The following is a 24,959-nucleotide window of genomic DNA, read 5'->3' on the forward strand; positions in this document are numbered from 1 at the left end:
GTCCGAGCTCAAGGCGAGCAGGCCGATTGCGGCATCGGCTGCAGCCGATAGACCTTGTCGTCCGATTTCGTTTTGCCGTCGGCGGCCTTCGAACACAGGTCGACGATCGCAAGCGCGCTGTTGGGATTGGCCAGCATCATCGTACCATTGGCGCCACGCTTGAGGAAAATCTCCTTCTGCGCGATGTCGCAGGAGAAATCGCTCATCTTCGAACTGGCCGCACAGCGCCACTGGTCGGCTTCGCCCTGGCAGGAATAGGTCTGCGTCACCTCAGCCGATTTCTGCCGTGTGGTGACGGTAACGGCAATGTCGGCGCCGTCTGGCCAGTTGGCGGCGCCACCGCCCGAGGCGAAGGATGCCAGCTCTATCTTGCCGCGGAAAACCCGGATCGACTGGGTGAGTTGATCGGGGTGCGAGCCGAGATGCGCTGCATCGTAGTCGCGCCCATAGCAGAACGCCTGGTCCGGCTTCAGCCGCTCGCGCAGTGGCGGGCCTAGCGCAGGGTCGACCGGATCGATGCGCGCGAACTCCGCCTTGCAGGTCCCCGCTGGGATCGGGTCGAGGCGAAAATTGTCGTCATCCTTGCCGAGCGCCTGCCTGCTATATTCCGCTGCGCCAAGCTCCTCTTCCGATCCGGCATCGAGATAGATGTCGGGCTGCAGATCCGAGAGGAACAGCCGACCCTTGTCGTCGACCTTCAGCGACGCAAGCGTCCGGTCGCATTCCATGCCGCAATGGATCGGGCCCGTCTGGCCGTCCTCGGACGCATGATTGCACCAGCCGCCGGCCCATTCCGGCGACTTGGCGCCGCGCACGGTGGTGGCGATGAAGGCATTGTAGGACGTGTCGGAATTCGCGGTCGGCTCCTCGTTCGGGCGGCTGACCGGATCATGGCCGTAGTAGAAGAAGATCCGCGCCACCTTCTGCTTCGGGTGCGCCTTGAGATGCGCCGCATCGTAGACACGGCCGAAACAGGCGTCGGCACCGTTGGGGCTGAGTTCGGTGAGCTTCAGCGCATCATCGGCGGAGGCCGATCCGGCAAGCACGCCAAGCAGCGCCGCGCCAAACCCGGCGCCGGCAACCGTCTTCCATTCCCCTGCCCTGAACGCCCATTCCTTCAACGCCATGTGATCTCTCCTCCGCATCGACAGGACGCAACGTCAATTTATGCTAGTATTGCGGCCGCAGCCACGCAATTCGCGGCGGGCCGCCAAGCGGAGGAGGATGCCATGCGCCGGCGCGATATGTTCCGCGCGGTTCTTGCCGGAACCGGAACGCTTCTCGGTTTGCGGGCAGCACAGGCAGCCGCCACCGAGCCCGCAAGGCAAAAAGTCGCCTACCACTTGAGCGACACCGACAAGGTCAATTTCGTGCTCGGCAACATCAAGAACCACTATGAGGGCACCGGCGGCAATGTCGACATCGTGCTGGTCGTGCATGGTCCCGCGCTCGCGGCCTTCAAGTCGAAAGGCATATCGGCCGCGATTTCCGGGCGCTTCGCCGGCCTGGTGCAGCAGGGGCTGGAACCCCATGCCTGCGCCAACACCATGCAAGGCATGGATATTTCGCTCCCCGACCTGCTTGCGGGGTTCCATGCAGCCGACAAGGGCGGCGTCGTCAAGCTCGCCGAACTGCAAGGCCGGGGTTACGCCTATCTGCGCCCGTAGAGCAGTTTGTTTGACGCAAATTCCCCAAGGGAAAGCGCTCACACTTTTCGTTGAATTGCTCCAAGGCTTGAACACCGGGGTGGCAAGGGCCTACGAAGGGCAGGCAGACATCCCGGAGGAAGAACCGTGCCAGCCACCACACTCAGCATACCCGATCTTGCCGGCAAGGCAGTACTGGTTACCGGTGCATCGACCGGCATCGGGGCGGCGCTCGCGCTGGCCTATGCAGCGCAGAAATGCAAGGTGGCGCTGCACTACAATTCAAGTCAAGACGCCGCCGAGAAGCTCGGCCTGACGATTGCCGACAAGGGCGGCGAGGTGTTTCTCGTCCAGGGCGATTTCTCCGTTGCCGCCGATGTAGAGCGCGTCGTCGGGGACAGCGCGCAGTATTTCGGCCGCCTCGACGGACTGGTCAACAATGCCGGCGGCATGCTTGGCCGCATTCCCTATGCCGAGCAGACCGAGGCGCATTACGACGCTGTGATGGACCTCAACGCCCGTTCGGTGCTGACCGCTTCGCGCAAGGCTATCCCGTGGCTGAAGAAACAGGGCGGCTTCATCGTCAACACCTCTTCGATCGCCGCCCGCAATGGCGCCGGCGGCGGCGCCGGACTTTACGGCTCGGCCAAGGCCTTCGTCTCCAATGTGACGCGCGGCATGGCCAAGGAGTTGATCGGCTTTGGCATCCGCGTCAACGCGGTGGCGCCCGGCACCATTCTCACCCCGTTCCACGAGCGCTATTCGACCGACGAGCAGATGAAGGGCATGGTCGCCACCATTCCGCAGGGGCGCGCCGGCACGGCGCAGGATTGCGTCGGCGCCTATCTGTTCCTCTCCTCCGACCTTCTCAGCGGCTACATCACCGGCCAGGTGATCGAGGTGAATGGCGGCCAGTTGATGCCTTGAACGGCTATCGGCATACTGGCGGTCTGCACGCTCTTGTCGAAACCTCAAAGGGAGACAGCGGAATGTACGGACTGATCGGCAAGATGCGGGCGGCGCGCGGCCAGCGCGACGCGGTCATGGACCTTCTGCGCGACAGTACAGGCGCCCTGCCAGGCTGCCTGAGTTACATCATCGCGCGCGACCCCGCCGATGCCGACGCGATCTGGGTCACCGAAGTGTGGACCGACGCCGAAAGTCACAAGGCCTCGCTGCAGCTTCCCGAAGTCCAGGCGGCGATCGCCAAGGCGCGGCCGTTCATCGCCGGCTTTGAGTTTCAGGTCGAGACCCACCCCGTCGGCGGCTTCGGGCTGGCTGACGGCAAGACCGGCTGAGGCAGGCAGCCTTTTTTCGGCAAAGCAGGGTTCGCATCGTCCCGCTTCAAGTCTAAGACCGAAACATGGATTCCTCGGCCGAGCAGCCCCCAGACCAGCCCGCCATCGAACGCATGGCGCGGATGCGCAAGCTCTGGCAATGGCTGGCCCTTCTGATCGTTTCTCTGCTATTTGCCGGTGCGCTGGAACTCGCGGCCCTGCCGGCGGCGCTGCTGATCGGGCCGATGCTGGCCGCCATCGTCGCCGGCACCAATGGCGCCACGGTGCGCGTCCCGCGTCTTCTGTTCGGCGCCGCCCAGGCGATCGTCGGCTGCCTCGTCGCGGCGTCGATCTCGGCCGACATCTTTCCAGTCTTCTACAAGGAATGGCCGCTGTTTCTCGGCGTCGTGGTGGCCACCGTCACGGCCTCCAGCCTGCTCGGCTGGCTGATCAGCCGCTGGCGCATCCTGCCCGGCACCACCGCCGTCTGGGGCTCGTCGCCGGGTGCGGCCACCGCCATGGTGCTGATGGCAGGTGCCTTCGGTGCCGACCAGCGCCTCGTCGCTTTCATGCAATATCTGCGTGTCATCTTCGTCTCGATGACGGCGGCACTCGTTGCCAAGATGTGGGTCGACACGTCTGGCGTCGAGATCCCCGCCATCATCTGGTTTCCGCCGATCGATGCCCAAGCCTTCGCCGCCACCATCGGCATCGCGGTCGTAGGCGGCCTGGCGGGAAAGCTGGGCCGACTGCCCTCGCCGTTCTTCCTCGGCACCTTTGTCTTCGGCACCGTCGTCCATCTCGGCTTGGGCGTGGAAATGCAATTGCCGCAATGGCTGCTGGCCGTCAGCTACGCCATGGTCGGCTGGTCGATCGGCCTGAACTTCACAAGGGCGATCCTGCGCCATGCGGCGCGCGCGTTGCCGCAGATCATCGCCTCGATCGTGGCCTTGATCGCCTTTTGCGGCGGCCTTGCCTTCATGATCAGCCATCTCCTGGGCATCGATCCGCTGACCGCCTATTTGGCGACCAGCCCCGGCGGCATGGACAGCATCGCCATCATCGCCGCCGCAGCTCAGAACGTCGACATCTCTTTCGTCATGGCCCTGCAATCGGCACGCTTCCTGATCGTGCTGCTGATCGGCCCGAGCGTCGCGCGGCTGGTGGCGAGAAGCGTCAGGCAATAGGCAGCGACTAGTCCTCGCCGCCCTCGCCCACGCTGTGCGCGTCCCGGCGCCAGTAGGCCGTAACCAGGTGGCGGTCGCGCGGCAGGCCCCACTGTTTACGCACGATCTTGCGGATCTCCCGGAAATCGCCGAATTCGCAACTGGCCCAGACGTACAGGCCGTCGGCAAGCGCCATGTGATTGCGCTCACGCAAGGCGGTCGACAATAGGCCCGCGGTGCCGGCCTCGAGGCCGCGCCGGTAGAGCCAGGTGATGTCGATATTGTCCCCTTGCGCCAGCGCCATTCGGTCGTCCGGGCCATCGACCTCGATCAGCGCCTCGGCGCGGGTTGACGGCGGCAAATGCTCCAAAATCCGGCCAATGGCGGGCAGTGCGGTGTCGTCGCCGAGCAGAAGCAGGGTCTGCGCCACCGGGGCGTCGCCGCCGCCGGGTCCGATCATGCCGATCACGTCTCCTGCCTGTGCGCCTTGCGCGAAGGCGGCGGCGGGCGTTTCCTGGCCTGGATGCAGCACGAAATCGACGTCGAGCCAGCCGCTTGCGGCATCCAGCGCCCGGATCGTGTAGACCCGCACGGCAAGCGCATCGTCGCCAGAAGGCCAGACGATCAAGCCGTCAGCGCCCATCATCGGCCAAACCAGCCGGCGGCCAGGCGGCGGCAGCAGCAGCCGCATGTGCAGGCCGCCATGGGTAAATCGGCCGAGATCCTTGCCGGCGAAGCGCAGACGCTGCATGTGCGCCGAAATCCGCGTCGACGACATCACCGTGATCTCGCGGAAGAAGACCGGCGTGCCGGCGTCAACGCCGTCGCCTTGCCAATGAATGCCCCTGGTCGTGCCGAGATGTTCGGCGACATGGCCGGCAACCGTCATCTTCATGTAGGACAGGCAGGTTTCGTCGGTCGCCGCGACGCGGATCAGCACGCTTTCGTCATTGAGCGTAGCGCTCAACGAACCATAGTAGAGGCGAAGCTCCCATTGGTCGGCGACGCCGGTGTCGATCTCGAATTCGCTGTGCTCGGCGCGCAGCCGGTCCATCACCGACCTGATCGCCGCGTCGCTGATCCGGGTTTGCGCGCTCAATTGGTCCATCGCTCAGCCTTTCGCAACAGTTCGGGGCAAGCGCCGCAACGCCACCGCTGTCAGCGACATGCCACAGCCGCTGCGGCGTTTCCACATAAACTTGATCATAAAGGTCATATTTAGGCGGCGAATGCCTACCGCGCTGCAAGGCGTTCGGGAAGGAAATCGACGAACACGCGCACCTTTGGCGACAGATGGCGATTGGAGGGCCACAGCATCCGGAACTGGCCACGGCCGTCGACATGATCATCGAGGACGGTGCGCAGCCTGTCTTCGTGCAGCGCCTCATGCACCAGGAAATCCGGCATGCAGGCGATACCGAGCCCGGCGAGCGTAGCGCCCTTCAAGGCTTCCATGTTGTTGCAGGTCAGCATCGAGCGTATCTGCGGTTCGGCGCTTCCGGTTATGAATGGCCACTCCAGCAGCCTGCCGCTGTTCAGGAAGCGGAAGTTTATGCCGAAATGCCTTATGAGATCAGCCGGCACGCTGGGGGCGCCATGGCGGTCCAGGTAGGAGGGCGCCGCGCACAGCAGCATGCGAAAGGGCGCAACGGGTCTCGACACAAGGCGCGAATCCGGCAGCTCGCCGCTACGGATCGCGACATCGATGCCCTCGTCGATGACGTCGACGATCCGGTCGTTGAAATCGATGTCGAGTTCGATCTCGGGATAGCGGGCCATGAACTCCGACAGCACCGGCAGCAGCAGATGATAGGTGACGATCGGGGTGGATATGCGCAGCCGCCCACTCGGTGTTTCCCGTGTCCGCGACAGCATCGCCTCGGCATCGTCGATGTCGTCGAGGATGCGGCGCACCCGCTCGTTGAACAGCTTGCCCTCTTCCGTCAGGCCAATGCGCCGCGTGCTGCGCTGCAGCAGCCGCACGCCGAGTTCCTGCTCGAGCCGGGCGACACTTTTGCCCACAGCGGAAGCCGAGATGCCAAGCGCCCGCCCGGCGGCGACGAAACTGCCGAATTCGGCGGTGCGGGCGAAGGCCAGGAGCCCGTTGAGACGATCCATCGTGTCATTCCATTCGAGCGTTTTAGTCCGATATACGAGGAGATATAACACCATTTTTCCTGAAATGCCGACGACCTATCTTGTCATCACGACCGGCTCCGCAATCGCGCGGCCCACCGGCGAGTGCTGTTTCAGATAGGGAAATCCATGACTTCCAGGACCACAACCGGCTCTGCCGAGAGATGGCTCGTGCTCTTGTCCGTGTGCCTTGCCGCGATGACGATGCCCTTGACCTTCACCGGTCCGGCCATCGCTCTGTCGCGCATCGCGGCTGATCTCGGCGGCAGTCCGTTCGAGCTCAACTGGGTGACAAACGCCTTCATGCTGACCTTCGGCGCCACCCTGATGGCGTCGGGCGCTCTGGCCGACAATCATGGCCGCAAGCGCCTCTTCCTCGTCGGCCTCTGCCTCTATGTCCTGGCGTCGCTGGGCGCGATGCTGGCGCCGGACATTATCTGGTTCGACGCTTTCCGGGCCGTGCAGGGGATCGGCAGTGCGGCCGCCTTCGCTGGCGGCGCCTCGGCACTCGCCCAGGAATTCGAAGGGCCGTTGCGGCTGCGCGCCTTCAGCTTTCTCGGCACCAGTTTCGGCGTCGGCCTCGCCTTCGGCCCGATCGCGTCGGGCATGCTCATCTCTGCATTCGGCTGGCGGTCGATCTTTCTTCTGGTTGCGGCACTCGCGATTGCCGCCGCCATGCTCAGCCTGCGCACCATCAGGGAATCGCGCGACCCGGATGCGACGGGCCTCGATTGGGCGGGAGCCGGCACCTTCACGATCGCGCTGGCGTCGCTGACCTATGGTGTGCTCCAGGCCCCGCAGAGCGGCTGGGCCGATCCCCTCGTCGTCACGCTTCTGGCCGCTTCTGCCATCTGTTTTGTCGCCTTCGTCTTTGTCGAGCGGCGAGCACAACGGCCGATGCTTGACCTCACGCTGTTTGCCTATCCCCGCTTCGTCGGCGTCCAGTTTCTGGCCGCGGCACCCGCTTACGCCTTCGTCGTCCTGCTCGTCCTGTTGCCGATCCGTTTCATCGGCATCGAAGGGATGAACGAGATCAGGGCCGGGCAATTGATGATCTGCCTCTCGGGTCCGCTGCTGATCCTGCCGATGCTCGCCGGCCAGTTGGCGCGCTGGATCGCGCCGGCCACGATCTGCGGCGTCGGCCTGCTCGTCGCTGCCGCCGGACTTGTGTGGCTAAGCCTGACACCGCCGGTCGATAGTGCGCTGGTGGCGCCGCTGATGCTGATCGGCGTCGGCATCGCCCTGCCCTGGGGGTTGATGGACGGGCTTGCCGTCAGTGTCGTGCCGAGGGAGCGCGCCGGCATGGCGGTCGGCATCTTCAACACCACCCGCGTCGCTTGCGAGGGCGTGGCGCTGGCGATCGTCATGGCGACCCTGTCGGGCTTCACCGCCGCGCAGCTCGCCGCACAAGGAATGGCGTCTTCAACGGATGCTGCGGCGGCAGCACAGTTGCTGGTGACCGGCAATCTCGGTGCAACGGCGCAACACCTGCCGCAAGCCGGAGCCGCTGTGCTCGTCCAGGCCTATGAGACGGCGTTCGACAGGCTGCTGATCGTGCTGGCGGCAATCACCGTCATGACCGCCATCGTCGTCTTCCTTGGTCTGCGTCGCGGAGCGGCTTCGGAACACGAGACCGTCGCTCTGCCGGCAGGCCAGGAAGGGTAGTCAGGCGATCACCAAACTCGAAATACGATCCCGGCCAGTGTGATACGGACGATGCCAACGCCGATATTGTCCGACTGGTTCCAGCGCGCGATCTGCTCGCGCCCGGAAAGACCGTCCCAGTCGCTCAGGGATGCGTCGGCGGTAAACGCGACGAGAGAGGTTTCCATCGCCGGCATTGGGGCCTCGACGAAACGGCGGATCGGGTCGGGAGAGATCATTCGTCCGTGCCCGAGGTGCGTTGAGATTCAGGTCAGGCTGAGTCGAAATGGTGGCTTCCGAGAACCGGAGCGGAGCGTACTTAAGTACGTGAGCACCGGAAGCGCAGGAAGCCGTCATTTGCAGGCCAGCCTCACCTGAATATCAATGCACCTCAATCCAGCCTGTGCATCAGGTCCTCATCCAGCCACCGGCCGAAGAAATAGACCAGTTGCTTGTGCCACCATGGCCAGTCGTGGCTGACATCGCCGCCCCAGTAATCGACCCAGGCGGGAATGGATTTGTCGCGCAGGATCTGTTCCAACTTGCGCGTCTCGGCCAGCATCCGCTCTTCCCAGGCGCCCTGTCCGCAGCAGAAGATCAGCCTGAGCGCCTTCAGCCGGGCCAGCAGTTTTGGATCGACGATGCCGGGCAGATAGTCGAGCGGCGAGTTGTAGAAAATGTCGCCCTCGAGCGCCTTGCCGAAGAAGTCGCGCGCCGAATAGACGCCCGACAGCGCGATGACGCCGCTGGCGAGTTCGGGAAAGCGGAAGACGAAGTTCGACGAGTGGTAGCCGCCCATCGAACAGCCCGAGAACAGCGGCTTCAGCTTGCGCCCGCCATTGGCCTGCTCGGCTGTGGACAGGAACTCCGGCAGCGCCTCCTCGCGCACATAGCGGAAATAGGCCTCGTGGCGGGCGATGCGGTGGGCGGCGTCGGCATGCTTGTCGAAGAAGGATTCGGAATCGACGCCGTCGACCGTGAACAGCTGGATGCGGCCGGTGTCGATGAATTCGGCCAGCGCTCCCACCCCGCCGGAATCCTCGAACTGGTAGAACCGGCCCTGCGAGGTCGGGAAAACCACCACCGGCCGGCCGGCATGGCCGTAGCGCTTGTATTCCATGTCACGGCCGAGCTGGCTCGAAAAATTCTTGTGATAGGAAATGTCCATCGCCTCACGCCTTTTCCGCGTGGATGTACGCGACCGCCTCGCGCAACGCTGCTTCGTCCTTCGAGCGCATCTGGTAGGCGTAATTTCCCATGGCGCGGCTGAAGACCTCTTCGATGGCCTGATGGTGGACGATCTTGTCGCGGTGCGCGGCTAGCACGTCCCCATGGCTGTGCAAATAGTGGAGGCGCCGCTTGCGGCTGGCATAGGCGGTGAAATATTTGCCCTCGTAAGGGCCACCGGCGGCGTCCCTGACCACCATGTCGGCCCATGCCGCATAGACGTCGACGTCGAACGTATAGTTGATCGCATCGGTCATCCAGGCCCCGGGCGGGCGCATGTTGACCTCCAGCGCGATGACCCGGTCGTCCTTGGTCTCGAACAGCTCGATGTGGAAGAAGCGTTCGCGCACGTCGAATGCTTTCAGGATCTTGCGACCGGCCTCCTCGATCGCCGGCCTGACCTTGGGAAAACAGGTGTAGCTCATGTGGCGGTCCTTGTTGACCACCTCCATGATGCTCTGATCGTAGCGGTGGCTGGCGGCCAGCACCACCTCGCCGTCACGGTTGACCAGCCCGTCATAGGTCACCACCAGCCCCTCGATGAACTGCTCCATGACGAAGGTCACGTCCTCGGGCTTGTCCCGGAAGAACTGGTCGAGCTCTTTGGCATTGGAGATCTTGAAGGTGTTCGAGGCGCCGGAACCGCTGTCGGGCTTGACCACCACGGGATAGCCGACGCGCCGGATGAAGGTCATTGCGCCAGCGCGGTCGGAGCATTTGCGCTGCGCGATGGTGTCGACGCCGCTCTTGCGGAAGAAGGCACGCATGCGGCTCTTGCGCTTCAGGTTCTTCACGAAATCGAGCTTGGTGCCATAGATGTTGAAGTCGGTGCGGATGTTGGCTTCCAGCTCCAGCCAGTGCTCGTTGAGCGATTCAAAGCGGTCGATGCGGCCCCATTTGTGGATGAAATGCCCCATCGCCCGGAACACCGGATCGTAGTCCTCCATGTCGGCGACGCGGTAATATTCCGAAAGGGCTGCTTTCAGCTTGGTGTCGAGCGCATCATAGGGCGCGTCGCCGATACCGAGCACCCTGGCCCCGGCCTTCTTCAAACGGTCGCAGAAATCCGCGCCATTGGCGGGAAAATGCGGCGAGAAGAACACGAAATTCATGGACGACCCTCTCCCGCGACAGGGCATCGAAACCCTGTCGATGCCCGAGTCTGGCGCATTTGCCGCGCCTGGGGAAGAGCATGCACGATAGGAATTTTTTCTTGACACCCTGCCCTCAGCTAAGGTACATTTTCATCCATGGTGCTGATTTGCGCCAGTGACCCGCCGCACAGGCGGGTTTTTCGTTTGACGCTTCGTCGGCCAACGCGCCGGAAAAAGGCTCCGGAGGAACCCGTTAACCCGGACTTGCCTCCCACAAGCCGCTCCTGTAAGAGAACCGCCATGAACCCGCGCGCCACCAACGCATCCCGTCCGACCGGTTTTTCCGGCGAGACCGTGCGCGCGCTTGCTTCGACCCTGCTTCTTCTCGGCCTTATCGGCGATCGCCGGGTTCGCTGAAGGAGCGCCCGGCGGTCGAACCGCCGCGCAAGCGCATGCTCCTTGGCAATCACATCAAGCGAACGAAATTCTGGTAAAGGCGCCGCTCGCCATCAATCCACCGAAGGTGGATCCATGAGCCGCCGGGAGAAACGACGATGAACGCACGAGAAGAAATCCGCTCCGATGCCGCGGTAGCCGACACGGATTCGGCTAAAGGGATGCCCGACGCGGCTCGCAAATATCAGCCCTATCCGACCGTCGGCCTCACCGACCGGACCTGGCCTTCGAAAGTGATCGACAAGGCTCCGATCTGGTGCTCGGTCGACCTGCGCGACGGCAACCAGGCGCTGATCGATCCGATGGGCCATGAGCGCAAGGCACGCATGTTCGGCCTGCTGCTCGACATGGGCTTCAAGGAGATCGAGATCGGCTTCCCGTCGGCCTCGCAGACCGATTTCGACTTTGCCCGCTGGTGCATCGAGGAAGGCAACGTGCCCGCCGTTGTCTCGCTGCAGGTGCTGGTGCAGTGCCGGCCGGAGCTGATCACCCGCACCTTCGAGGCGCTGAAGGGCGCCACCAACCCGATCGTCCATTTCTACAATTCGACCAGCGAGCTGCAGCGTCGCGTCGTCTTCGAAAAGGACGTCGGCGGCATCAAGCGGATCGCCACCGACGCCGCCAAGATGATCACCGACATGGCGGCCAAGGCCGGCGGAGGCTTTCGTTTCGAGTATTCGCCGGAGAGCTTCACCGGCACCGAACTGGAAGTGGCGCTGGAGATCTGCAACGCCGTCACCGAGATCGTCAGGCCGACAGCGGACAACAAGCTGATCATTAATCTGCCGTCGACGGTCGAGATGTCGACACCCAACATCTATGCCGATCGCATCGAGTGGATGTGCCGCAACCTCGACAACCGGGAAAACCTGCTGGTCTCGCTGCATCCGCACAATGACCGCGGCACCGGCATAGCCACCACCGAACTCGGCCTGATGGCCGGCGCCGACCGCGTCGAAGGCACGCTGTTCGGCAATGGCGAGCGCACCGGCAATGTCGACATCGTCACGCTGGCGCTGAACATGTACACGCAAGGTGTCGATCCCTTGATCGATTGCTCCGACATCAACCGGATGAAGGACGTCTACGAATATTCGAACCAGTTGAAGATCCCCGAGCGCCACCCCTATGTCGGCGAACTCGTCTACACCGCCTTTTCCGGTTCGCACCAGGATGCCATCAACAAGGGCATGAAGGCGCTGAAGAAGGCCAATACGAGCCTGTGGGAAGTGCCCTATCTGCCGATCGATCCGGCGGATGTCGGACGCAGCTACGAAGCCATCATCCGCATCAACTCGCAGTCCGGCAAGGGCGGCATCGCCTATGTCCTGCAGGCCGATTACGGCCTCAATCTGCCGCGCAATCTGCAGATCGAGTTCAGCCAGGAAATCCAGGCGATCACCGATGCCGAGGGCAAGGAAGTGCCGGCCAGGCGCATCTACGAGTGCTTTCTCGAGACCTATGTCGACCAGCCCGGGGCGCGGCTGAAATTCCTCGATCACCACACCTATCCCAGCACCGAGATCAAGGGCCGGCGCGTCGTCGAGGCGGTCATCCTCGACAACGGCAAGGAAGTGACGATCACAGGCACGGGTACCGGCCCGATCGATGGCTTCGTCAATGCGCTGTCGCGCCATGTCGGTGTCGAGATGTCGGTGCTCGACTATTCCGAGCACTCGATGCAGCGCGGCTCGAACGCGTCGGCCATTTCCTATGTCGAGATGGAATATCCCGGCGGCAAGCTGTTCGGCGCCGGCATCAACACCAACATCGTCGCTGCCTCGCTGGAAGCAGTGATGTCCGCCGCCAACCGTATCGTCGGTAAAAAGGCCGGCTGACGCCCGACGGGAACAGAGATCGGAACCGTCCCAGTCTGGTGAACGGTTCCGATCTTTCGGGCCATTAACCACCGCGGAATTATCCGGTGGGTACGTGATCGCATAACGGGGTGTATACTTGTGTGGTGGTGCGGGACCTATATGATCGCGCCTCAACCTGTGCCGACTTCGAGAGGATCGACACTTGCAGCATGCCACGCCTGCCGCCCCCGCAGTGCGCGAGACACTGGAGCGACTGCTTGCCAGCCAAACGTTCGGCCGATCCGAACGCGCGCGCAAGCTGCTGCGTTATCTTGTCGAACGTGAACAGGCCGGCGAAGCCGACAGGCTCAAGGGCTTTTCCATTGCCATGGATGTTTTCGGCAAGGACGGCGACTTCGATCCGTCCACCGATGCCGTGGTGCGGGTGCAGGCAGGCAGGCTGCGCGAGCTTCTTCAGCATTATTTTGCAAATGAGGGAATTGCCGAGCCGGTCCGCATCGCAATTCCGCGCGGCGGCTATGTTCCAGCCTATGAATTGAACGCGATCCGCCTGCCCGATATTGCCGAGGCTGTTCCCGAACTCAGGCTGGACGGCGCCGTATCCGCCAATCAGTCGAACGAAGCCGGCACGGGCATGCCGGACGCGATGTCTCTGGCTTCCGTGCCGTCTTCGCCTGCCCCCTCGGTGGCGCGCCATCTCCGCTTTTTCTGGATGGCGATCGCCCTGGTCATCGCCATGCTGGGCGTACTGATCCTTCGCCAGGGCAGCACTGCCTTGCTGGCAGGCGGCGACATCTCGGCAATGCCGGAGACTGCTGGTGCGACCGCAAGCATCACGGCATCGGCAAGGGCTGACGCCCTGCCGCAGGTCTATATCGGACTGAAGGCTGACGGCCCCGACGCCAGCCGTGTCGCCGCATCGCTGCGCGCCGGCCTGAGTGGCTTCGACACGATCGACTTCATCGGCCGCGACACCGTCAGCGATCCGGCAGACGACGCTGCGAGCTTCATATTCGACGTCCTGCCTGGACCAGACGCGGGCGACATCACGATCGAACTGCAAAGCATGGCGTCTGGACGGGTGCTTCTATCGCGCAATCTCACCCCCGCCGACAGCGCACCTGCCGCGGTCGAAGACCGTATCGCCGACATGCTGAGCTCGGCACTCCCCGCCTCCGGCACCATCTACAACTATATCGAGCAGACCGGCACGCCAAACGGTCTGACGCAATGCCTGCTGCTCAACGGCAAATATTACCTCGACCAGAACGCCAGGACCCATGAGGCTGCCTACCGTTGCCTCGAGAAGCTGGCCAATGGTGGAACCAAGTCCTCGCTCGTCTATTCGGAACTTGCTTCCCTGCATCTCGAGGCGGTGTCCGATCATTACGCCTATCCGCCCAATGCGACGATTGAAACAGCCGTCGAGTTTGCCCATCGCGGCGTGCAGATGGGTCCGACCAGCCCTTATGCGCATCGCTCCTACGGCTATGTCAGTTCGCGCCTCGGCAATACGGACGAAGCGATCCGCTGGATGCGCAAGGCCTATGAACTCAACCCCTACGATCTCGGCATGGCCGCCGCTTACGGCTACGGGCTGATCTTCGCCGGACGATATGCCGAGGGAACGCCGATCCTCGATCATGCGGCAGAGACCTTCAGCGGGCACCCGACATGGTGGGATTACGGGCTGTTCGTCGGTGAACTCATGCTCGGCGACATGAACAAGGCGGTCGCGGCCAGCATGGCACTGAGAACGACGGCAACGAAATCACACTATCTGGCGGCGCGGCTGGTCGGCGCCAAGGCTGCCGGACAGGACCATCTGGTGAGCACGCTGCTGAAACAGCTGACCACCGAGTTCCCCAAATTTGCCGCCGATCCGCGGGCGACTTTCGTCGAGCGGAAATATCCGGCCGACCTGACCGACCGGCTGGTCCAGGCACTGCGCGCTGCCGGGCTCGGCAGCCCAAGCTGACACGATCGACGTCCGCGCACTGGCTGCGCCGCGTCCCGATGGATTTCCTGCGCTCCGATCGTCGAATGCGATTGGTCGCCAAGTTCTGTACACAACCGTACAAATCGCGAAAATTTTACTGGTCATCACGTTGGACTAGGAGCAATTCAGCCACAGTTGGTCTCGCGCATTCTGCAATAACAAAAAATCAGCTTTCATGACCGCATCACTTTTTGCCGCCGAAGAGGGTGTTGGCTCGAAGGCCATCGTCCTGCTGCACGGTTTCGGCGGCTGCCACGATGTATGGCGCGAGGTGATTTCCGCCCTGACGCCTTCCACGCATACGCTGGCCTATGATCTGCCTGGGCATGGGATGTCGCTCGATTTTCCTGCCGCCGGTCCGGCCAGGGTGGCGGCCAAGGCCGTGCTCGCCGATCTCACGGAGCGTCGCCTGAAGCGCGTTCATCTCGTGGGCCACTCGATGGGCGGTGCCGTGGCGGCGCTGATGGCGCTGGCCGAGCCCGAAAAGATAGCCTCGCTGACGCTTCTGGCGCCGGGCGGCCTTGGCGCCGAAATCAATGGACCGCTGTTGCGCCGCTATGCCGAAGCCGCGGATCGGTCCGAGATCCGCTCCTGCCTCGCCGTCATGTCGGGACCTTCAGCCCTGCCGCTCGAACATACGGTGGACATCCTTTGGGAAATGCGCAGACGACCCGGCCAACTCGAAAAGCTCGTCGAGATCGCGGCCGCCATGACCGTGGACGATCGGCAAGGCGTCATCCCGCACGATCGCCTCGATGGACTGAACATGCCGGTGATGGTGGCATGGGGCACCAACGATGCGGTGCTGCCCTTTACCCAGGCCGATGACCTGCCGGCGCATTTTCACGTGCACCACGTGCTGGAGGCCGGCCATATGCTGGCTGAGGAAGCCCCCGACCTCGTTGCCGAGATCATCCGCCGCAACACCAGCCGCCGCGCCAGACCGCATCGCCAGAAATTTGCCGCAGCAGCCAGCTGACTTTTCGCGCACGACAACCTTCCTGGACACCCCGGGGCCGTCGATCTCGCCAGTGCATTTTGCCGGCGGCTGTGTTAACCCGGTGTTAACCAAACCCACGAGGCAGACGCCGATGAAGGAAGCAGGCGAGAAGACCATCGACCAGTCGAAGAAACTGTCCGATGCCATCCGTGATGTCAAAAATGCCTTCGCCGACCGCGACGACGTCGTCGTCGATATGCGCGAGGCGCATCGCATGCGTCTCGATCTGCTTGCCGCCGAGCTGGCGCCGGTTTTTGCCGATGTTCCCGCCGACATGGACAATTTCGACTTTGTCGTCTCGTCCGGCTTGCAGCCGCGCCTGTGGATCGACGCCATCAGCCATGTCGCCATGGGGCGCGACCGCCGGACCTATCGCTTCCTCAAGGACACCCGCATCGGCCGGGTGGTGCTTGCCGAATCCACCGAGATGAAACCGGTTGCCGATTCCGTGACGCGCTATGTCGCCGAGCGCATCGTCGAGCGTCAGAGGATGCTGGAAGGCGGCGTCGAACCCGCCGTCGCTGGCCTGAAACGCGCGTATGTGCCAGAAGCCGAACCGCCGCTGCACGCGACGGAGCGCGGCAAACGCTGGTCGGCCCTTCTGTCCGGGCTTGGCCTGGTCGCTGCCGGCGCACTGGTCGGCCTTGTGGTGTCGGTCGTCCTGTTCTGGGACCGCATCGTGGCCATGGTTGTCAATTTGCGGCCATAGCGGCCTCGGCGCCAAGCTCCACCGTCTGCAGATCGGATGGCGGTATGGACGGCCCGGTCAGGCCGCGCCGTGTCAGCCGTATCAGCCAATTTCCCTTTTCACCGTCGATGTCGAACAGATTGTACTGCGCCGCCGGGTGCTTGCCGCCCGGCGCCTGGCCGGCGGCGGCGACACCGACCGCCGGGATCCTGACGCCTCGACCGCCGATGAAGAACAGCGACGGCAGATGCGAATGGCCGTGCAGCACAAGTTCGGCGCCGTGGCGGCGAATGATCTTGTTGAAGCGGGCGATGCCGAACAGCCGCTTGTGCTGCGGGACCGCGCCGCGCACCGGCGGATGATGGATCATGATGGCGCGGAACAGCCCCTGCCCGGCGGTATCCCCAAGGATTTTGCCGAGCCGCTCGGCCTGGCCTTCCATGAAGAAGCCATTGGCCATGAATGGTGCCGTGGCGCGTGCCGTCGAGACGCCGATCAGCGCGACATTGCCGCGCACACGCAGATAGGGGAAGGCGTTGCGGTCGACCGGCGTGTTGACGCCGTCGCCGCTCATCCACGCCGCCCAGGACCGGCAGACCTTGTCGAAGGCGCCGGGGACATAGGCGTCATGATTGCCCGGAACCACCGAAACATCATGCGGCGGCCCCAGCGTTTCCAGCCAGTGCCTGGCCATCTCGATCTCGCCGTCGAGCGCCAGATTGACCAGGTCGCCGGTGACGGCGAGGTGGTCAGGCGTGTTCGCCTTGATGTCGGCGACGATCGTGTCGATCACCGCATCATGCATATGGCGGCGGCGGTTCCGCTGCCAGTTGACATATCCGAGCACGCGCTTGGAGGCGAGATCGCGATAGGATACATCGGGGAGCGGCCCCAGATGGACATCGGAAATATGCGCGAGCCTGAACATACAACCTTCATAGGCGACCCGCGCGCGGCTTTCCACCCACGGTTTCGCTATCAATGACGAGCCCCGAAGATGCCTTCCGCCAGACTGGCTGGCCAGGTTTGAGGGCCAGGCTGTTCCATCTCTATTTCGTACTGCGGAGGCCGATGACGCTTGGCGTGCGCGGCTTGATCCACGATAGGGCGTCCAGGTCTGTCTTCCTTATTCGCCATACCTATGTGCCGGGCTGGCAGCTTCCCGGCGGCGGCGTCGAAGTCGGCGAAACGATGAACGAGGCACTGGCTCGTGAACTGGCCGAGGAAGGCAACATCGCTCTCACCGCCCCACCGGTGCTCAAATCGATGCATTTCAACCGCCGCTCCAGCCGCCGCGACCATGTCGGCTTTTATCTGCTCGAGCATTTCAGCCAGACGGCGCCGAAGCTGCCGGACCACGAGATCGCCGAAGCCGGCTTCTTCCCGCTCGACGGCTTGCCGCAGGGCACGACGCCGGCGACGCTGCGCCGCATCGCCGAGGTTTTTGACGGCGGGCAGCCCTCGCCCTACTGGTAGATCAGGCTGCCGCTTTCTCGAAGCGCGCCCGGTCGTGCCGTGCGGCATAATCCAGATCCGGTCCGACAGGCACGATCCGCGTCGGATTGATCGTCTGATGGCTGCCGTAATAGTGCGCCTTGATATGATGCATGTTCACCGTCCCGGCCACGCCAGGCACCTGGTAGAGATCGCGCAGATAGTTGGACAGGTTCGGGTAGTCGGCGATACGGCGCAGATTGCATTTGAAATGGCCGACATAAACCGGATCGAAGCGCACCAGCGTGGTGAACAGCCGCCAGTCGGCCTCGGTGATATGATCGCCGACGAGATAGCGCTGCTTCGACAGCCGTTCCTCCAGCGCATCCAGCGCTGTGAACACTTCACCGAACGCCTCTTCATAGGCGCGTTGCGTGGTGGCGAAGCCGGCGCGATAGACGCCGTTGTTGACCGCGGGATAGACCAGCGCATTGATGCGGTCGATCTCGCCGCGCAACGCCTTCGGATAGAAATCGAGGCTGGCGTCGCCCCATTCGTCGAAGGCTGAATTCAGCATGCGGATGATTTCGGAAGATTCGTTGGAGACGATGGTCTGCTCCTTCTTGTCCCACAGCACCGGCACCGTCACCCGGCCCGAATAGGCTGGATCGGCCTTGGCATAGATCTGGTGCAGGAAGTCGAGGCCGTAGAGCGTATCGCCCGTGGCGCCGTCCTCAGCCACGAACGTCCAGCCATTGGCGCCCATGAAATGATGCACCACCGACACCGATATGACGCCTTCCAGCTTCTTCAGCGCGCGAAAGATCAATGTCCGGTGGGCCCACGGACAGGCAAGCGAGATATAGAGGTGATAGCGGCCGGGCTCAGCCTTGAAACCGCGCGTCCGGCTTTCGGCAGGCGCCCCGTCAACGGTGATCCAGTCGCGCCATTGCGACTGCGTCCGCACGAACCTGCCACCATTGTCCGCTGTATCGTACCAGCGGTCCTGCCATCTTCCTTCGACCAGCAATCCCATGCAAATCTCCTTGCGTCCTGTTGGTTGATGTAGGCGCAAGGTTGCCCTGTCGAAGACGTCAGGTGCTGAACAGACCGTCACTTGGCAGAAATGACGGACATATCAGGCCGATTGCAGCGGCGGGAAATTGATGCTAGCGGACAATCCGCATGTTCGACTTTGCTTTGATCCGGTTTGACCGACGACGAAAGGGCGCCCGCGCTTGATGAAGCGCTGACTGGCGAATGCTGCCGTTTGCAGCAAACCTTTCCTCCTTGCACCGGACCGCAAAGACCATGAGCCTTGCCGACGTGAAATACCTGCCGGAAGCCCCGGCGCACGACCCCGAGATCGAAGCCATCAACGACGAAGCCTTCGGGCCCGGCCGCTTTGTGCTGGCGGCTTACAAGATTCGTGAGGCCGGAGGGCACGAGCGCTCGCTGTCCTTTGTCGCCGTCGATGGGGACATAGTGGTCGCCTCCGTGCGCATGACCCGCATCGCCGCCGGTGCCGGCCGCGCATTGATGCTCGGGCCGCTCGCCGTGCGGCCGGCCTTCAAGAATCTCGGCATCGGCCGCCGGCTGGTGGCGATCGCGCTGGAGGCCGCCGCCAAGACCGGCGCACCTGCCGTCATGCTGGTCGGTGACGAGCCCTATTACGGGCCGCTCGGTTTCAAGCGGATTCCGCGCGGCCAGATTTCGATGCCGCGCCCCGTCGATCTCGACCGGCTGCTGTCGCACGAGATCGCGCCGGGCGCGGTAGCCAGGCTCTTGGGCGAGGTCTGCCACGCCGATCAGGCCAGGGTGGCCGATCCTGCCGCGGCGATGGCTTGACCTTTCCCGTCCATCTGGCGCCTGATCCATCCCACTGTTCCTGAGATCAAAGGATGACGCCATGAACCCGAACGGCCAGATCGCGATCGTCACCGGCGGCGGCTCCGGCCTTGGCGAGGCAACGGCGCGCGCGCTGGCCGCCAAGGGAGCTCGCGTCGCCATCTTCGACGTCGGTATTGACCGCGCCGCCAAGGTCGCGGCCGAGATAGGCGGCATTGCCGTCCAGTGCGACGTCAGCAGCGCCGATAGTGGAACCGCTGCGCTCGCCGACGTGGCCGCCAAGCTTGGCGAGCCACGGATCCTGGTCAATTGCGCCGGCATCGCCATCGGCGTGAAAACCATCGGCAAGGATGGTCCCCACCCCCTCGACCAGTATCGCAAGGTGATTGAGGTCAATCTGATCGGTACGTTCAACATGATCCGCCTCGTCGCCGAGCGCGCGTCGAAGCTCGAGCCGCTGCAGGGCGGCGAGCGCGGCGTCATCGTCAACACCGCTTCGGTTGCCGCCTATGATGGCCAGATCGGCCAGGCCGCCTATGCGGCTTCCAAGGGCGGCGTCGTCGGCATGACCCTGCCGGTAGCGCGCGACCTTGCCCGTTCCGGCATCCGCGTCTGCACCATCGCGCCCGGCATCTTCAAGACGCCGATGATGGCCGGCATGCCGCCAGAGGTGCAGGATTCGTTGGGCGCCGCCGTGCCGTTCCCGTCGCGCCTGGGCGAGCCGTCCGAATATGCCGCTCTCGCCCTGCACATCATCGAGAACCAGATGTTGAACGGCGAGACCATTCGTCTCGATGGCGCCATCCGCATGGCACCGAAATAGAAGGTCATGAGCGCCGGCCTGTCCGCTGCCGCAAAAACCGGTCCGCTGGCCGGGCTGAAGGTGATCGAGATGGCCGGGCTCGGCCCGGTGCCGCTGGCTGGCCTGATGCTGTCGGAGATGGGCGCGCAAGTGTTGCGCATCGAACGGGCGGGGACGAGCCAGCTCCTGTCGCTGCCGGATGAGTACGACATCGACCGCCATGGCCGCGCCGTCCTGCGCCTCGACCTGAAGCGCCGTGAAGGCACCGATCTGTTGCTGCGCCTTGCCGAAAAGGCGGACATGTTGCTCGAAGGCTTTCGCCCGGGCGTCATGGAGCGGCTCGGCCTCGGCCCGGAAACGGTGATGGCGCGTAGTCCGGCGCTGATCTACGGCCGCATGACCGGCTTCGGCCAGGACGGCCCGCTCGCCGGCCGCGCCGGCCACGACATCACCTACCTCGCCTATAGCGGCGTGCTACACGCCATCGGCCATGCCGACGGCCGTCCCGTCCCGCCGCTCAACCTTGTCGCCGACTATGGCGGTGGCGCCATGATGCTGGTTGCCGGCGTGCTGGCTGCCCTGTTCCAACGTTCGCGCACGGGCAAGGGTGAAGTCATCGACGCCGCGATGGTCGACGGCGCCTCGATGCTAGCGGTGCCCCTGCACGCCTTGATGGCGGCCGGCTTGTGGAGCGACAAGCGCGGCGCGAACCTGCTCGATTCCGGCGCCCCGTTCTACGACACCTATGAGACGTCGGATGGAGGCCATATCGCCATCGGCTGTCTCGAGCCGAAATTCTTCGCTGAATTCGCCAGGCTGCTGCCGCTCGAGGAGCGCTTTGCGTCCGGCCAGTACGACAAGGCACTGTGGCCGCCGATGCGCGCCGCCATTGCCGATCGGATCCGGCAGAAACCACGCGACGACTGGGACCTTCTGTTCGCGCAAACCGATGCCTGCGTTGCACCCGTTCTGTCGCTGCAAGAGGCGAAACACCACCCGCACAATCGGGCACGCAACGCCTCTGTGACGACAGGTGCATTTGAGCGCCCGGCCCCCGCGCCGCGTTTCTCGAGCTCGCAACCGACATTGGCCACTATACCCGGCGACGAGGACGTTTCGCCGGCGGCGGTGCTGGCACGTTTCGGCTTTGCGAAAGCCGAGATCGACGACCTTGTCAAATCCGGCTTGCTGACCGATAACTAGAGAAGAAAGATCAACTTACTGCGGTGCTGCATTGGACGAGCCGAAAAAGGACGTGATCCGCGAGACGGACGCCGAAGCGATCCGGCTGGCGAAGACGCTTCTGCGCAGCGCCCGCTTTGGCGCCCTGGCGGTGGTCGAACCGCAAACCGGCTCGCCGCTGGCCAGCAGGGTCGGTGTGGCCACCGACATCGACGGCGCGCCGCTGATCCTGGTGTCGATGCTTTCGGCGCACACCGGCGCGCTGCTTGCCGACCCGCGCTGTTCCCTGTTGCTCGGCGAACCGGGCAAGGGCGACCCGCTGGCGCACCCGCGCCTGACATTAATCTGCCAGGCGGCGCGGCTTGAGCGCGGATCAGACGAACACGCCCGCGCCGAGCGCCGCTATCTCAACCGCAATCCCAAGGCGAAACTTTACGCCGGTCTCGGCGACTTTTCGATCTTTCGCCTCGATCCGCAACGCGCCAGCCTCAACGGCGGCTTCGGCAAGGCCTATCAGCTCGATCGATCGGATTTGCTCGCCAGCGGACCGATCGTCGAGGAACTCGCGGCGCGCGAACAATCCGCCATTGACCACATGAACGCCGATCATCTCGACGCGATCGCCGTCTACGCACAGCATTTCGCAAAAGCATCCGGAAACGGCTGGCGTGTTGCCGGATTCGATGCCGATGGCATGGACCTGGTTTCGGGCGACGATGTTTACCGGGTCTTTTACCCACAACCTCTGGCGGCGGCAGGCGAATTGCGGCACGTTCTGGTCGATATGGCCAGGGCTGGCCGAGCCATTTTCGACGCCGGGACGGAGACTTAATTATGCCGGATCAAAAGCAACACTTGAGATTTAAGTGAAATGCTCTACCTTTTGGTGACGCTGAATCGCCAGCGCCGATCGATAAGTGAATTTATGGAATCAGACGCCATTGCCCCCATGGCGTCGGGATGAACAGGAAGCATGGGGGATCGATGGTCTCGACAAAGCTAATCGTGAACGCCGAATCGGCGGCAGAGTTTCTCATGCTGATGGGCAATGAGAAGCGACTGTTGATCATGAGCTACCTCGCCGAAGGTGAAATGTCGGTGGGAGCCATCGCCGAGAAGGTGATGCTCAGTCAATCCGCCCTGTCCCAGCATCTGGCCAAGTTGCGGGCGCTCGACCTTGTCGACACCCGCCGCGACCGGCAGATGATCTACTACTCCTGCAAATCCGACGCCGTGCGAGAACTGCTTGTCATGCTGGACGGCATTTTCGGCAGCGGCAAGGATGACCTGTCCCAGATGGCGCACCGTTTGCGCCGTGCTGGAACCTGACCACATAGCGCCGATCTCGCCGGTGATTCAGAGCGACATGCGCCCATCCGCGGCGCATAAAGCTGGCTGATTGTCCTGAATCGTCGCATCGTGCTTTCCAAACAAGGTGAGCGCCGGGAAGCGGTCTGGATTTTCGGACCGATGCGATGGTCGCGAGGACTGCATGGATCCCATTCGCATCGACGACCCGCAAGATCCGCGCGTCGCTGCCTATCTCGATATTCGCGAGCGCGACCTCGCCGGCCGGCAAGGCCGCTTCGTCGCCGAAGGCAAGGTGGTACTCGACCTGCTGCTCTCGACCGGGCGCTTTGCCGCCGAATCGATCCTGGTCCTGGAAAACCGGCTGGCAGGTCTCGACAACATTCTGAGCAAGGCGCCCGCCGACCTCCCGGTCTATGTCGCCACCAGCGCGGTGATGGACGCTATCGCCGGATTTCATATGCATCGCGGCATCCTGGCCATCGGCCGCAAGGGAGAGCCGCAGCCGGCCGAAGCCCTGCTCGATGGCTTGCCCCCTCGTGCGCTGGTCGTAGTGCTCGTCGGCATCGCCAACCATGACAATGTGGGCTCGATCTTCCGCAACGCAGCCGCCTTTGGCGCCGACGCGGTTCTGCTGGATGCGACATGCTGCGATCCGCTCTATCGCAAGGCGATCCGCGTTTCGGTCGGCGCCGCGCTCAAGATCCCCTTCGCATCGTTCTCCGACACCGCCGGCTTCACAACGATGCTCGCCCGGCGTGGCTTCGAACAATTCGCGCTGTCGCCCCGCGGGAGGACCGACATCCGCGATGCGCAGCGTAGCGAGCGCCTGGCGCTCTATCTCGGCACCGAGGGCGAAGGCTTGCCGGGCAACCTGCTCGCACGCCTGCACAATGTGCGGATCACCATGGCGGAAGGCTTCGACAGTCTGAATGTCGCCGCGGCTTCAGCCATCGCGCTGCATCATTTTTCGGCCAGAGCAATTCCAGGAAAAGTGTGAAGCGGTTTTCCGTCCAGAATTGCGTCCAAGCAAAGCGTTAGGACATTTCGCCGTTTCCGTGAAACGGTGAAATGCTCTAAGGAGGCCTGACTTCAGCTTGTCGCGTCAGCCTTCTGCAGCGCGCGCACCCGGTCGGCAAGACTGCGGTCACCGTTGGCGGAGCGAGCGTCCGACGGTACTGCCAACGCCTTGGCGATCGGCGAACCAGGCCCCTCGAGCTTGGCCGTCAGATGGACGACCTCCGCCGCCAGTTCGTTCATCTGCTCGCGCAAGGCGGAACTGCTGTCCATGGACTTGGACACTGCCAGTGCGGTGAGATCCGCCTTCAGCCGCTTGTTCTCGCGCGCCAGCGCCGTCAGCCTCGCCTCGAGCTGCTCACGGTCGCTGTCGAGCTTGGCGATTGCCTTGTCCAAATCCTCACTCCTGGCGACATCGCCGCCCTTGCCGACCAGCCGCAAGGCTGGCGCGCTGTCCTCGGATTTCGATCTTTCGCGCATGCGTGCCAGTTCCTTTTCGCGGCGGTCGAGTTTGTCTTCGCGATCGGCAAGTGTGGCCAGCAGCCGTTCGACCTTCTTGTCGAGCTCGGTGGTCCTTTTCTTCTCGGCTTTCAGGGCGTCCCGCGCGGCCTTGCTTTCGGCCGCGATTTCCTGGCCGCGCCTGTCGGCTTCCTTGCGCTGGCCACGCAGCATCGCAATGTCACTGGCGAGTTTCTGCATTTCGGACTCTCGCGCCACGAGCTCGATCTGCCGGCTGCTCGAGGAAAAACTGGCGTCGTCATACATGCGCTCCAGCTTTTCCAGCTCAAGCGCGCGCTTTTCCAGCTTGCGCTCGGTTTCCTTCAGCCGCTCCGAAAGCTGCTGCAACTCGCCCTCTCGTTGACGCAGCGCTTCGTTCTTCGCGCCCAGCTCGGTCAGCGCCTGGTTCTTGTCCGTCCGCTCGACCGCCAGGCCCTTCATGGCCTCGCGACCGCGATTGATCTCGACGAGTTGTTCGGCCGCCTTCTCTCGCAACGCCTTGACGCTGATTTCCAGGCGGCGCGTCGTCATGGCATATTCGGCGCGGATGCGATCCTTGTCCGCCTGGATCTCGGTCTGCGTCAGAGGGATCGAGGATTCGATGCGTCTGCGTGTGAGCGCGACCGCACGACGCCATATGGCCGGAGCCACCATGAGCGCCAGAAAGCCAGCGCAGAGAAAGCCGAGGACGAAGAACAGGACCGACTGGACCAAGTG

The 24,959-nt window shown here is 63.5% G+C and carries 25 protein-coding genes; 16 read left to right on the forward strand and 9 right to left on the reverse strand.

The window, feature by feature from the left end:
* Nucleotides 1-8: 8 nt before the first annotated feature.
* The gene (locus MESCI2_RS0128550; RefSeq protein WP_027039447.1) at nucleotides 9-1,127 is read right to left on the reverse strand and encodes a hypothetical protein; all 1,119 of its coding nucleotides are present in this window, start codon (nucleotides 1,125-1,127) and stop codon (nucleotides 9-11) included.
* Nucleotides 1,128-1,229: 102 nt separating this feature from the next.
* On the opposite strand from MESCI2_RS0128550, the gene MESCI2_RS0128555 reads away from it, so the two are divergent.
* The 4 genes from MESCI2_RS0128555 (at nucleotide 1,230) to MESCI2_RS0128570 (ending at nucleotide 4,110) form a co-directional block, all read left to right on the forward strand.
* Nucleotides 1,230-1,667, forward strand: coding sequence for a DsrE family protein (locus MESCI2_RS0128555; RefSeq protein ID WP_027039448.1), 438 nt, complete (start codon nucleotides 1,230-1,232; stop codon nucleotides 1,665-1,667).
* Nucleotides 1,668-1,793: 126 nt separating this feature from the next.
* Nucleotides 1,794-2,573: an SDR family NAD(P)-dependent oxidoreductase gene (locus tag MESCI2_RS0128560; protein ID WP_027039449.1), complete on the forward strand. Its 780-nt coding sequence runs from the start codon at nucleotides 1,794-1,796 to the stop codon at nucleotides 2,571-2,573.
* A gap of 62 nt (nucleotides 2,574-2,635) precedes the next feature.
* Nucleotides 2,636-2,944 carry a putative quinol monooxygenase gene (locus tag MESCI2_RS0128565; RefSeq protein ID WP_023809886.1) on the forward strand — a complete coding sequence of 103 codons (309 nt, stop codon included), beginning with the start codon at nucleotides 2,636-2,638 and terminating at the stop codon, nucleotides 2,942-2,944.
* A gap of 65 nt (nucleotides 2,945-3,009) precedes the next feature.
* Nucleotides 3,010-4,110, forward strand: coding sequence for an AbrB family transcriptional regulator (locus MESCI2_RS0128570; RefSeq protein WP_027039450.1), 1,101 nt, complete (start codon nucleotides 3,010-3,012; stop codon nucleotides 4,108-4,110).
* A gap of 7 nt (nucleotides 4,111-4,117) precedes the next feature.
* On the opposite strand, the gene MESCI2_RS0128575 is transcribed toward MESCI2_RS0128570, so the two are convergent.
* Complete coding sequence (locus tag MESCI2_RS0128575; RefSeq protein ID WP_027039451.1) at nucleotides 4,118-5,197, reverse strand: siderophore-interacting protein; 1,080 nt, start codon at nucleotides 5,195-5,197, stop codon at nucleotides 4,118-4,120.
* Between the two features lie 125 nt (nucleotides 5,198-5,322).
* Nucleotides 5,323-6,207 carry a LysR family transcriptional regulator gene (locus tag MESCI2_RS0128580; RefSeq protein ID WP_027039452.1) on the reverse strand — a complete coding sequence of 295 codons (885 nt, stop codon included), beginning with the start codon at nucleotides 6,205-6,207 and terminating at the stop codon, nucleotides 5,323-5,325.
* Nucleotides 6,208-6,354: 147 nt separating this feature from the next.
* On the opposite strand from MESCI2_RS0128580, the gene MESCI2_RS0128585 reads away from it, so the two are divergent.
* The gene (locus tag MESCI2_RS0128585) at nucleotides 6,355-7,890 is read left to right on the forward strand and encodes an MFS transporter (protein WP_032901411.1); all 1,536 of its coding nucleotides are present in this window, start codon (nucleotides 6,355-6,357) and stop codon (nucleotides 7,888-7,890) included.
* 8 nt (nucleotides 7,891-7,898) lie between these two features.
* Here the strand turns inward: MESCI2_RS0128585 and MESCI2_RS01000000135845 are convergent, their stop codons facing one another.
* The 3 genes from MESCI2_RS01000000135845 to MESCI2_RS0128600 all read right to left on the reverse strand — a co-directional run bounded on the left by MESCI2_RS01000000135845 (nucleotide 7,899) and on the right by MESCI2_RS0128600 (nucleotide 10,208).
* Nucleotides 7,899-8,108, reverse strand: a complete 210-nt coding sequence (locus MESCI2_RS01000000135845) for a hypothetical protein (RefSeq protein ID WP_050596712.1) — start codon at nucleotides 8,106-8,108, stop codon at nucleotides 7,899-7,901.
* A gap of 152 nt (nucleotides 8,109-8,260) precedes the next feature.
* The gene (locus tag MESCI2_RS0128595; protein WP_027039454.1) at nucleotides 8,261-9,037 is read right to left on the reverse strand and encodes an esterase family protein; all 777 of its coding nucleotides are present in this window, start codon (nucleotides 9,035-9,037) and stop codon (nucleotides 8,261-8,263) included.
* A 4-nt stretch (nucleotides 9,038-9,041) separates the two neighbouring features.
* A complete protein-coding gene (locus MESCI2_RS0128600) occupies nucleotides 9,042-10,208 on the reverse strand; it encodes an ATP-grasp domain-containing protein (RefSeq protein ID WP_027039455.1) in 1,167 nt (388 codons plus the stop codon).
* A gap of 536 nt (nucleotides 10,209-10,744) precedes the next feature.
* Here MESCI2_RS0128600 and leuA point away from each other — a divergent pair.
* The 4 genes from leuA (at nucleotide 10,745) to MESCI2_RS0128625 (ending at nucleotide 16,174) form a co-directional block, all read left to right on the forward strand.
* Nucleotides 10,745-12,484, forward strand: coding sequence for a 2-isopropylmalate synthase (gene leuA / locus MESCI2_RS0128610; RefSeq protein WP_027039456.1), 1,740 nt, complete (start codon nucleotides 10,745-10,747; stop codon nucleotides 12,482-12,484).
* A 184-nt stretch (nucleotides 12,485-12,668) separates the two neighbouring features.
* A complete protein-coding gene (locus MESCI2_RS0128615) occupies nucleotides 12,669-14,444 on the forward strand; it encodes a tetratricopeptide repeat protein (RefSeq protein ID WP_027039457.1) in 1,776 nt (591 codons plus the stop codon).
* A gap of 196 nt (nucleotides 14,445-14,640) precedes the next feature.
* Nucleotides 14,641-15,444 carry an alpha/beta fold hydrolase gene (locus MESCI2_RS0128620; protein ID WP_027039458.1) on the forward strand — a complete coding sequence of 268 codons (804 nt, stop codon included), beginning with the start codon at nucleotides 14,641-14,643 and terminating at the stop codon, nucleotides 15,442-15,444.
* Nucleotides 15,445-15,556: 112 nt separating this feature from the next.
* A complete protein-coding gene (locus MESCI2_RS0128625; protein WP_027039459.1) occupies nucleotides 15,557-16,174 on the forward strand; it encodes a hypothetical protein in 618 nt (205 codons plus the stop codon).
* On the opposite strand, the gene MESCI2_RS0128630 is transcribed toward MESCI2_RS0128625, so the two are convergent.
* Complete coding sequence (locus tag MESCI2_RS0128630; protein ID WP_027039460.1) at nucleotides 16,158-17,081, reverse strand: metallophosphoesterase family protein; 924 nt, start codon at nucleotides 17,079-17,081, stop codon at nucleotides 16,158-16,160. The two genes, MESCI2_RS0128625 and MESCI2_RS0128630, sit on opposite strands and share 17 nt — an antisense overlap.
* A 53-nt stretch (nucleotides 17,082-17,134) precedes the next feature.
* On the opposite strand from MESCI2_RS0128630, the gene MESCI2_RS0128635 reads away from it, so the two are divergent.
* Complete coding sequence (locus tag MESCI2_RS0128635; RefSeq protein WP_027039461.1) at nucleotides 17,135-17,629, forward strand: NUDIX domain-containing protein; 495 nt, start codon at nucleotides 17,135-17,137, stop codon at nucleotides 17,627-17,629.
* A gap of 1 nt (nucleotide 17,630) precedes the next feature.
* On the opposite strand, the gene MESCI2_RS0128640 is transcribed toward MESCI2_RS0128635, so the two are convergent.
* Nucleotides 17,631-18,623 carry a glutathione S-transferase family protein gene (locus tag MESCI2_RS0128640; protein WP_027039462.1) on the reverse strand — a complete coding sequence of 331 codons (993 nt, stop codon included), beginning with the start codon at nucleotides 18,621-18,623 and terminating at the stop codon, nucleotides 17,631-17,633.
* A gap of 275 nt (nucleotides 18,624-18,898) precedes the next feature.
* Between MESCI2_RS0128640 and MESCI2_RS0128645 the strand changes: the two genes are divergently transcribed.
* The 6 genes from MESCI2_RS0128645 to MESCI2_RS0128670 all read left to right on the forward strand — a co-directional run bounded on the left by MESCI2_RS0128645 (nucleotide 18,899) and on the right by MESCI2_RS0128670 (nucleotide 23,727).
* Nucleotides 18,899-19,435: a GNAT family N-acetyltransferase gene (locus tag MESCI2_RS0128645; RefSeq protein ID WP_027039463.1), complete on the forward strand. Its 537-nt coding sequence runs from the start codon at nucleotides 18,899-18,901 to the stop codon at nucleotides 19,433-19,435.
* A gap of 61 nt (nucleotides 19,436-19,496) precedes the next feature.
* Nucleotides 19,497-20,258, forward strand: coding sequence for a 3-hydroxyacyl-CoA dehydrogenase (locus MESCI2_RS0128650; protein WP_027039464.1), 762 nt, complete (start codon nucleotides 19,497-19,499; stop codon nucleotides 20,256-20,258).
* 6 nt (nucleotides 20,259-20,264) lie between these two features.
* Nucleotides 20,265-21,440 carry a CaiB/BaiF CoA transferase family protein gene (locus tag MESCI2_RS0128655; RefSeq protein WP_027039465.1) on the forward strand — a complete coding sequence of 392 codons (1,176 nt, stop codon included), beginning with the start codon at nucleotides 20,265-20,267 and terminating at the stop codon, nucleotides 21,438-21,440.
* A gap of 31 nt (nucleotides 21,441-21,471) precedes the next feature.
* Complete coding sequence (locus MESCI2_RS0128660) at nucleotides 21,472-22,251, forward strand: HugZ family protein (RefSeq protein ID WP_027039466.1); 780 nt, start codon at nucleotides 21,472-21,474, stop codon at nucleotides 22,249-22,251.
* A 152-nt stretch (nucleotides 22,252-22,403) separates the two neighbouring features.
* Nucleotides 22,404-22,748 carry an ArsR/SmtB family transcription factor gene (locus MESCI2_RS0128665; protein WP_013529913.1) on the forward strand — a complete coding sequence of 115 codons (345 nt, stop codon included), beginning with the start codon at nucleotides 22,404-22,406 and terminating at the stop codon, nucleotides 22,746-22,748.
* 163 nt (nucleotides 22,749-22,911) lie between these two features.
* Nucleotides 22,912-23,727: a TrmH family RNA methyltransferase gene (locus tag MESCI2_RS0128670; RefSeq protein WP_027039467.1), complete on the forward strand. Its 816-nt coding sequence runs from the start codon at nucleotides 22,912-22,914 to the stop codon at nucleotides 23,725-23,727.
* Nucleotides 23,728-23,819: 92 nt separating this feature from the next.
* On the opposite strand, the gene MESCI2_RS0128675 is transcribed toward MESCI2_RS0128670, so the two are convergent.
* The gene (locus MESCI2_RS0128675) at nucleotides 23,820-24,956 is read right to left on the reverse strand and encodes a hypothetical protein (RefSeq protein ID WP_027039468.1); all 1,137 of its coding nucleotides are present in this window, start codon (nucleotides 24,954-24,956) and stop codon (nucleotides 23,820-23,822) included.
* Nucleotides 24,957-24,959: the final 3 nt, after the last annotated feature.

Origin of the sequence: Mesorhizobium ciceri WSM4083 (assembly GCF_000519305.1) — a bacterium.
GTDB classification, from domain to species: domain Bacteria; phylum Pseudomonadota; class Alphaproteobacteria; order Rhizobiales; family Rhizobiaceae; genus Mesorhizobium; species Mesorhizobium ciceri_B.

What these genes read in the sequence shown, in the direction of transcription:
- MESCI2_RS0128625 (WP_027039459.1), top strand. Translation starts at nt 15,557, where the DNA reads ATGAAGGAAGCAGGCGAGAAGACCATCGACCAGTCGAAGAAACTGTCC.
- MESCI2_RS0128555 (WP_027039448.1), top strand. Translation starts at nt 1,230, where the DNA reads ATGCGCCGGCGCGATATGTTCCGCGCGGTTCTTGCCGGAACCGGAACG.
- MESCI2_RS0128570 (WP_027039450.1), top strand. Translation starts at nt 3,010, where the DNA reads ATGGATTCCTCGGCCGAGCAGCCCCCAGACCAGCCCGCCATCGAACGC.
- MESCI2_RS0128620 (WP_027039458.1), top strand. Translation starts at nt 14,641, where the DNA reads ATGACCGCATCACTTTTTGCCGCCGAAGAGGGTGTTGGCTCGAAGGCC.
- MESCI2_RS0128670 (WP_027039467.1), top strand. Translation starts at nt 22,912, where the DNA reads ATGGATCCCATTCGCATCGACGACCCGCAAGATCCGCGCGTCGCTGCC.
- MESCI2_RS0128655 (WP_027039465.1), top strand. Translation starts at nt 20,265, where the DNA reads ATGAGCGCCGGCCTGTCCGCTGCCGCAAAAACCGGTCCGCTGGCCGGG.
- MESCI2_RS0128600 (WP_027039455.1), bottom strand. Translation starts at nt 10,208, where the DNA reads ATGAATTTCGTGTTCTTCTCGCCGCATTTTCCCGCCAATGGCGCGGAT.
- MESCI2_RS0128550 (WP_027039447.1), bottom strand. Translation starts at nt 1,127, where the DNA reads ATGGCGTTGAAGGAATGGGCGTTCAGGGCAGGGGAATGGAAGACGGTT.
- MESCI2_RS0128640 (WP_027039462.1), bottom strand. Translation starts at nt 18,623, where the DNA reads ATGGGATTGCTGGTCGAAGGAAGATGGCAGGACCGCTGGTACGATACA.
- MESCI2_RS0128580 (WP_027039452.1), bottom strand. Translation starts at nt 6,207, where the DNA reads ATGGATCGTCTCAACGGGCTCCTGGCCTTCGCCCGCACCGCCGAATTC.
- MESCI2_RS0128575 (WP_027039451.1), bottom strand. Translation starts at nt 5,197, where the DNA reads ATGGACCAATTGAGCGCGCAAACCCGGATCAGCGACGCGGCGATCAGG.
- MESCI2_RS01000000135845 (WP_050596712.1), bottom strand. Translation starts at nt 8,108, where the DNA reads ATGATCTCTCCCGACCCGATCCGCCGTTTCGTCGAGGCCCCAATGCCG.
- leuA (WP_027039456.1), top strand. Translation starts at nt 10,745, where the DNA reads ATGAACGCACGAGAAGAAATCCGCTCCGATGCCGCGGTAGCCGACACG.
- MESCI2_RS0128665 (WP_013529913.1), top strand. Translation starts at nt 22,404, where the DNA reads ATGGTCTCGACAAAGCTAATCGTGAACGCCGAATCGGCGGCAGAGTTT.
- MESCI2_RS0128565 (WP_023809886.1), top strand. Translation starts at nt 2,636, where the DNA reads ATGTACGGACTGATCGGCAAGATGCGGGCGGCGCGCGGCCAGCGCGAC.
- MESCI2_RS0128635 (WP_027039461.1), top strand. Translation starts at nt 17,135, where the DNA reads ATGACGAGCCCCGAAGATGCCTTCCGCCAGACTGGCTGGCCAGGTTTG.
- MESCI2_RS0128585 (WP_032901411.1), top strand. Translation starts at nt 6,355, where the DNA reads ATGACTTCCAGGACCACAACCGGCTCTGCCGAGAGATGGCTCGTGCTC.
- MESCI2_RS0128650 (WP_027039464.1), top strand. Translation starts at nt 19,497, where the DNA reads ATGAACCCGAACGGCCAGATCGCGATCGTCACCGGCGGCGGCTCCGGC.
- MESCI2_RS0128630 (WP_027039460.1), bottom strand. Translation starts at nt 17,081, where the DNA reads ATGTTCAGGCTCGCGCATATTTCCGATGTCCATCTGGGGCCGCTCCCC.
- MESCI2_RS0128595 (WP_027039454.1), bottom strand. Translation starts at nt 9,037, where the DNA reads ATGGACATTTCCTATCACAAGAATTTTTCGAGCCAGCTCGGCCGTGAC.
- MESCI2_RS0128645 (WP_027039463.1), top strand. Translation starts at nt 18,899, where the DNA reads ATGAGCCTTGCCGACGTGAAATACCTGCCGGAAGCCCCGGCGCACGAC.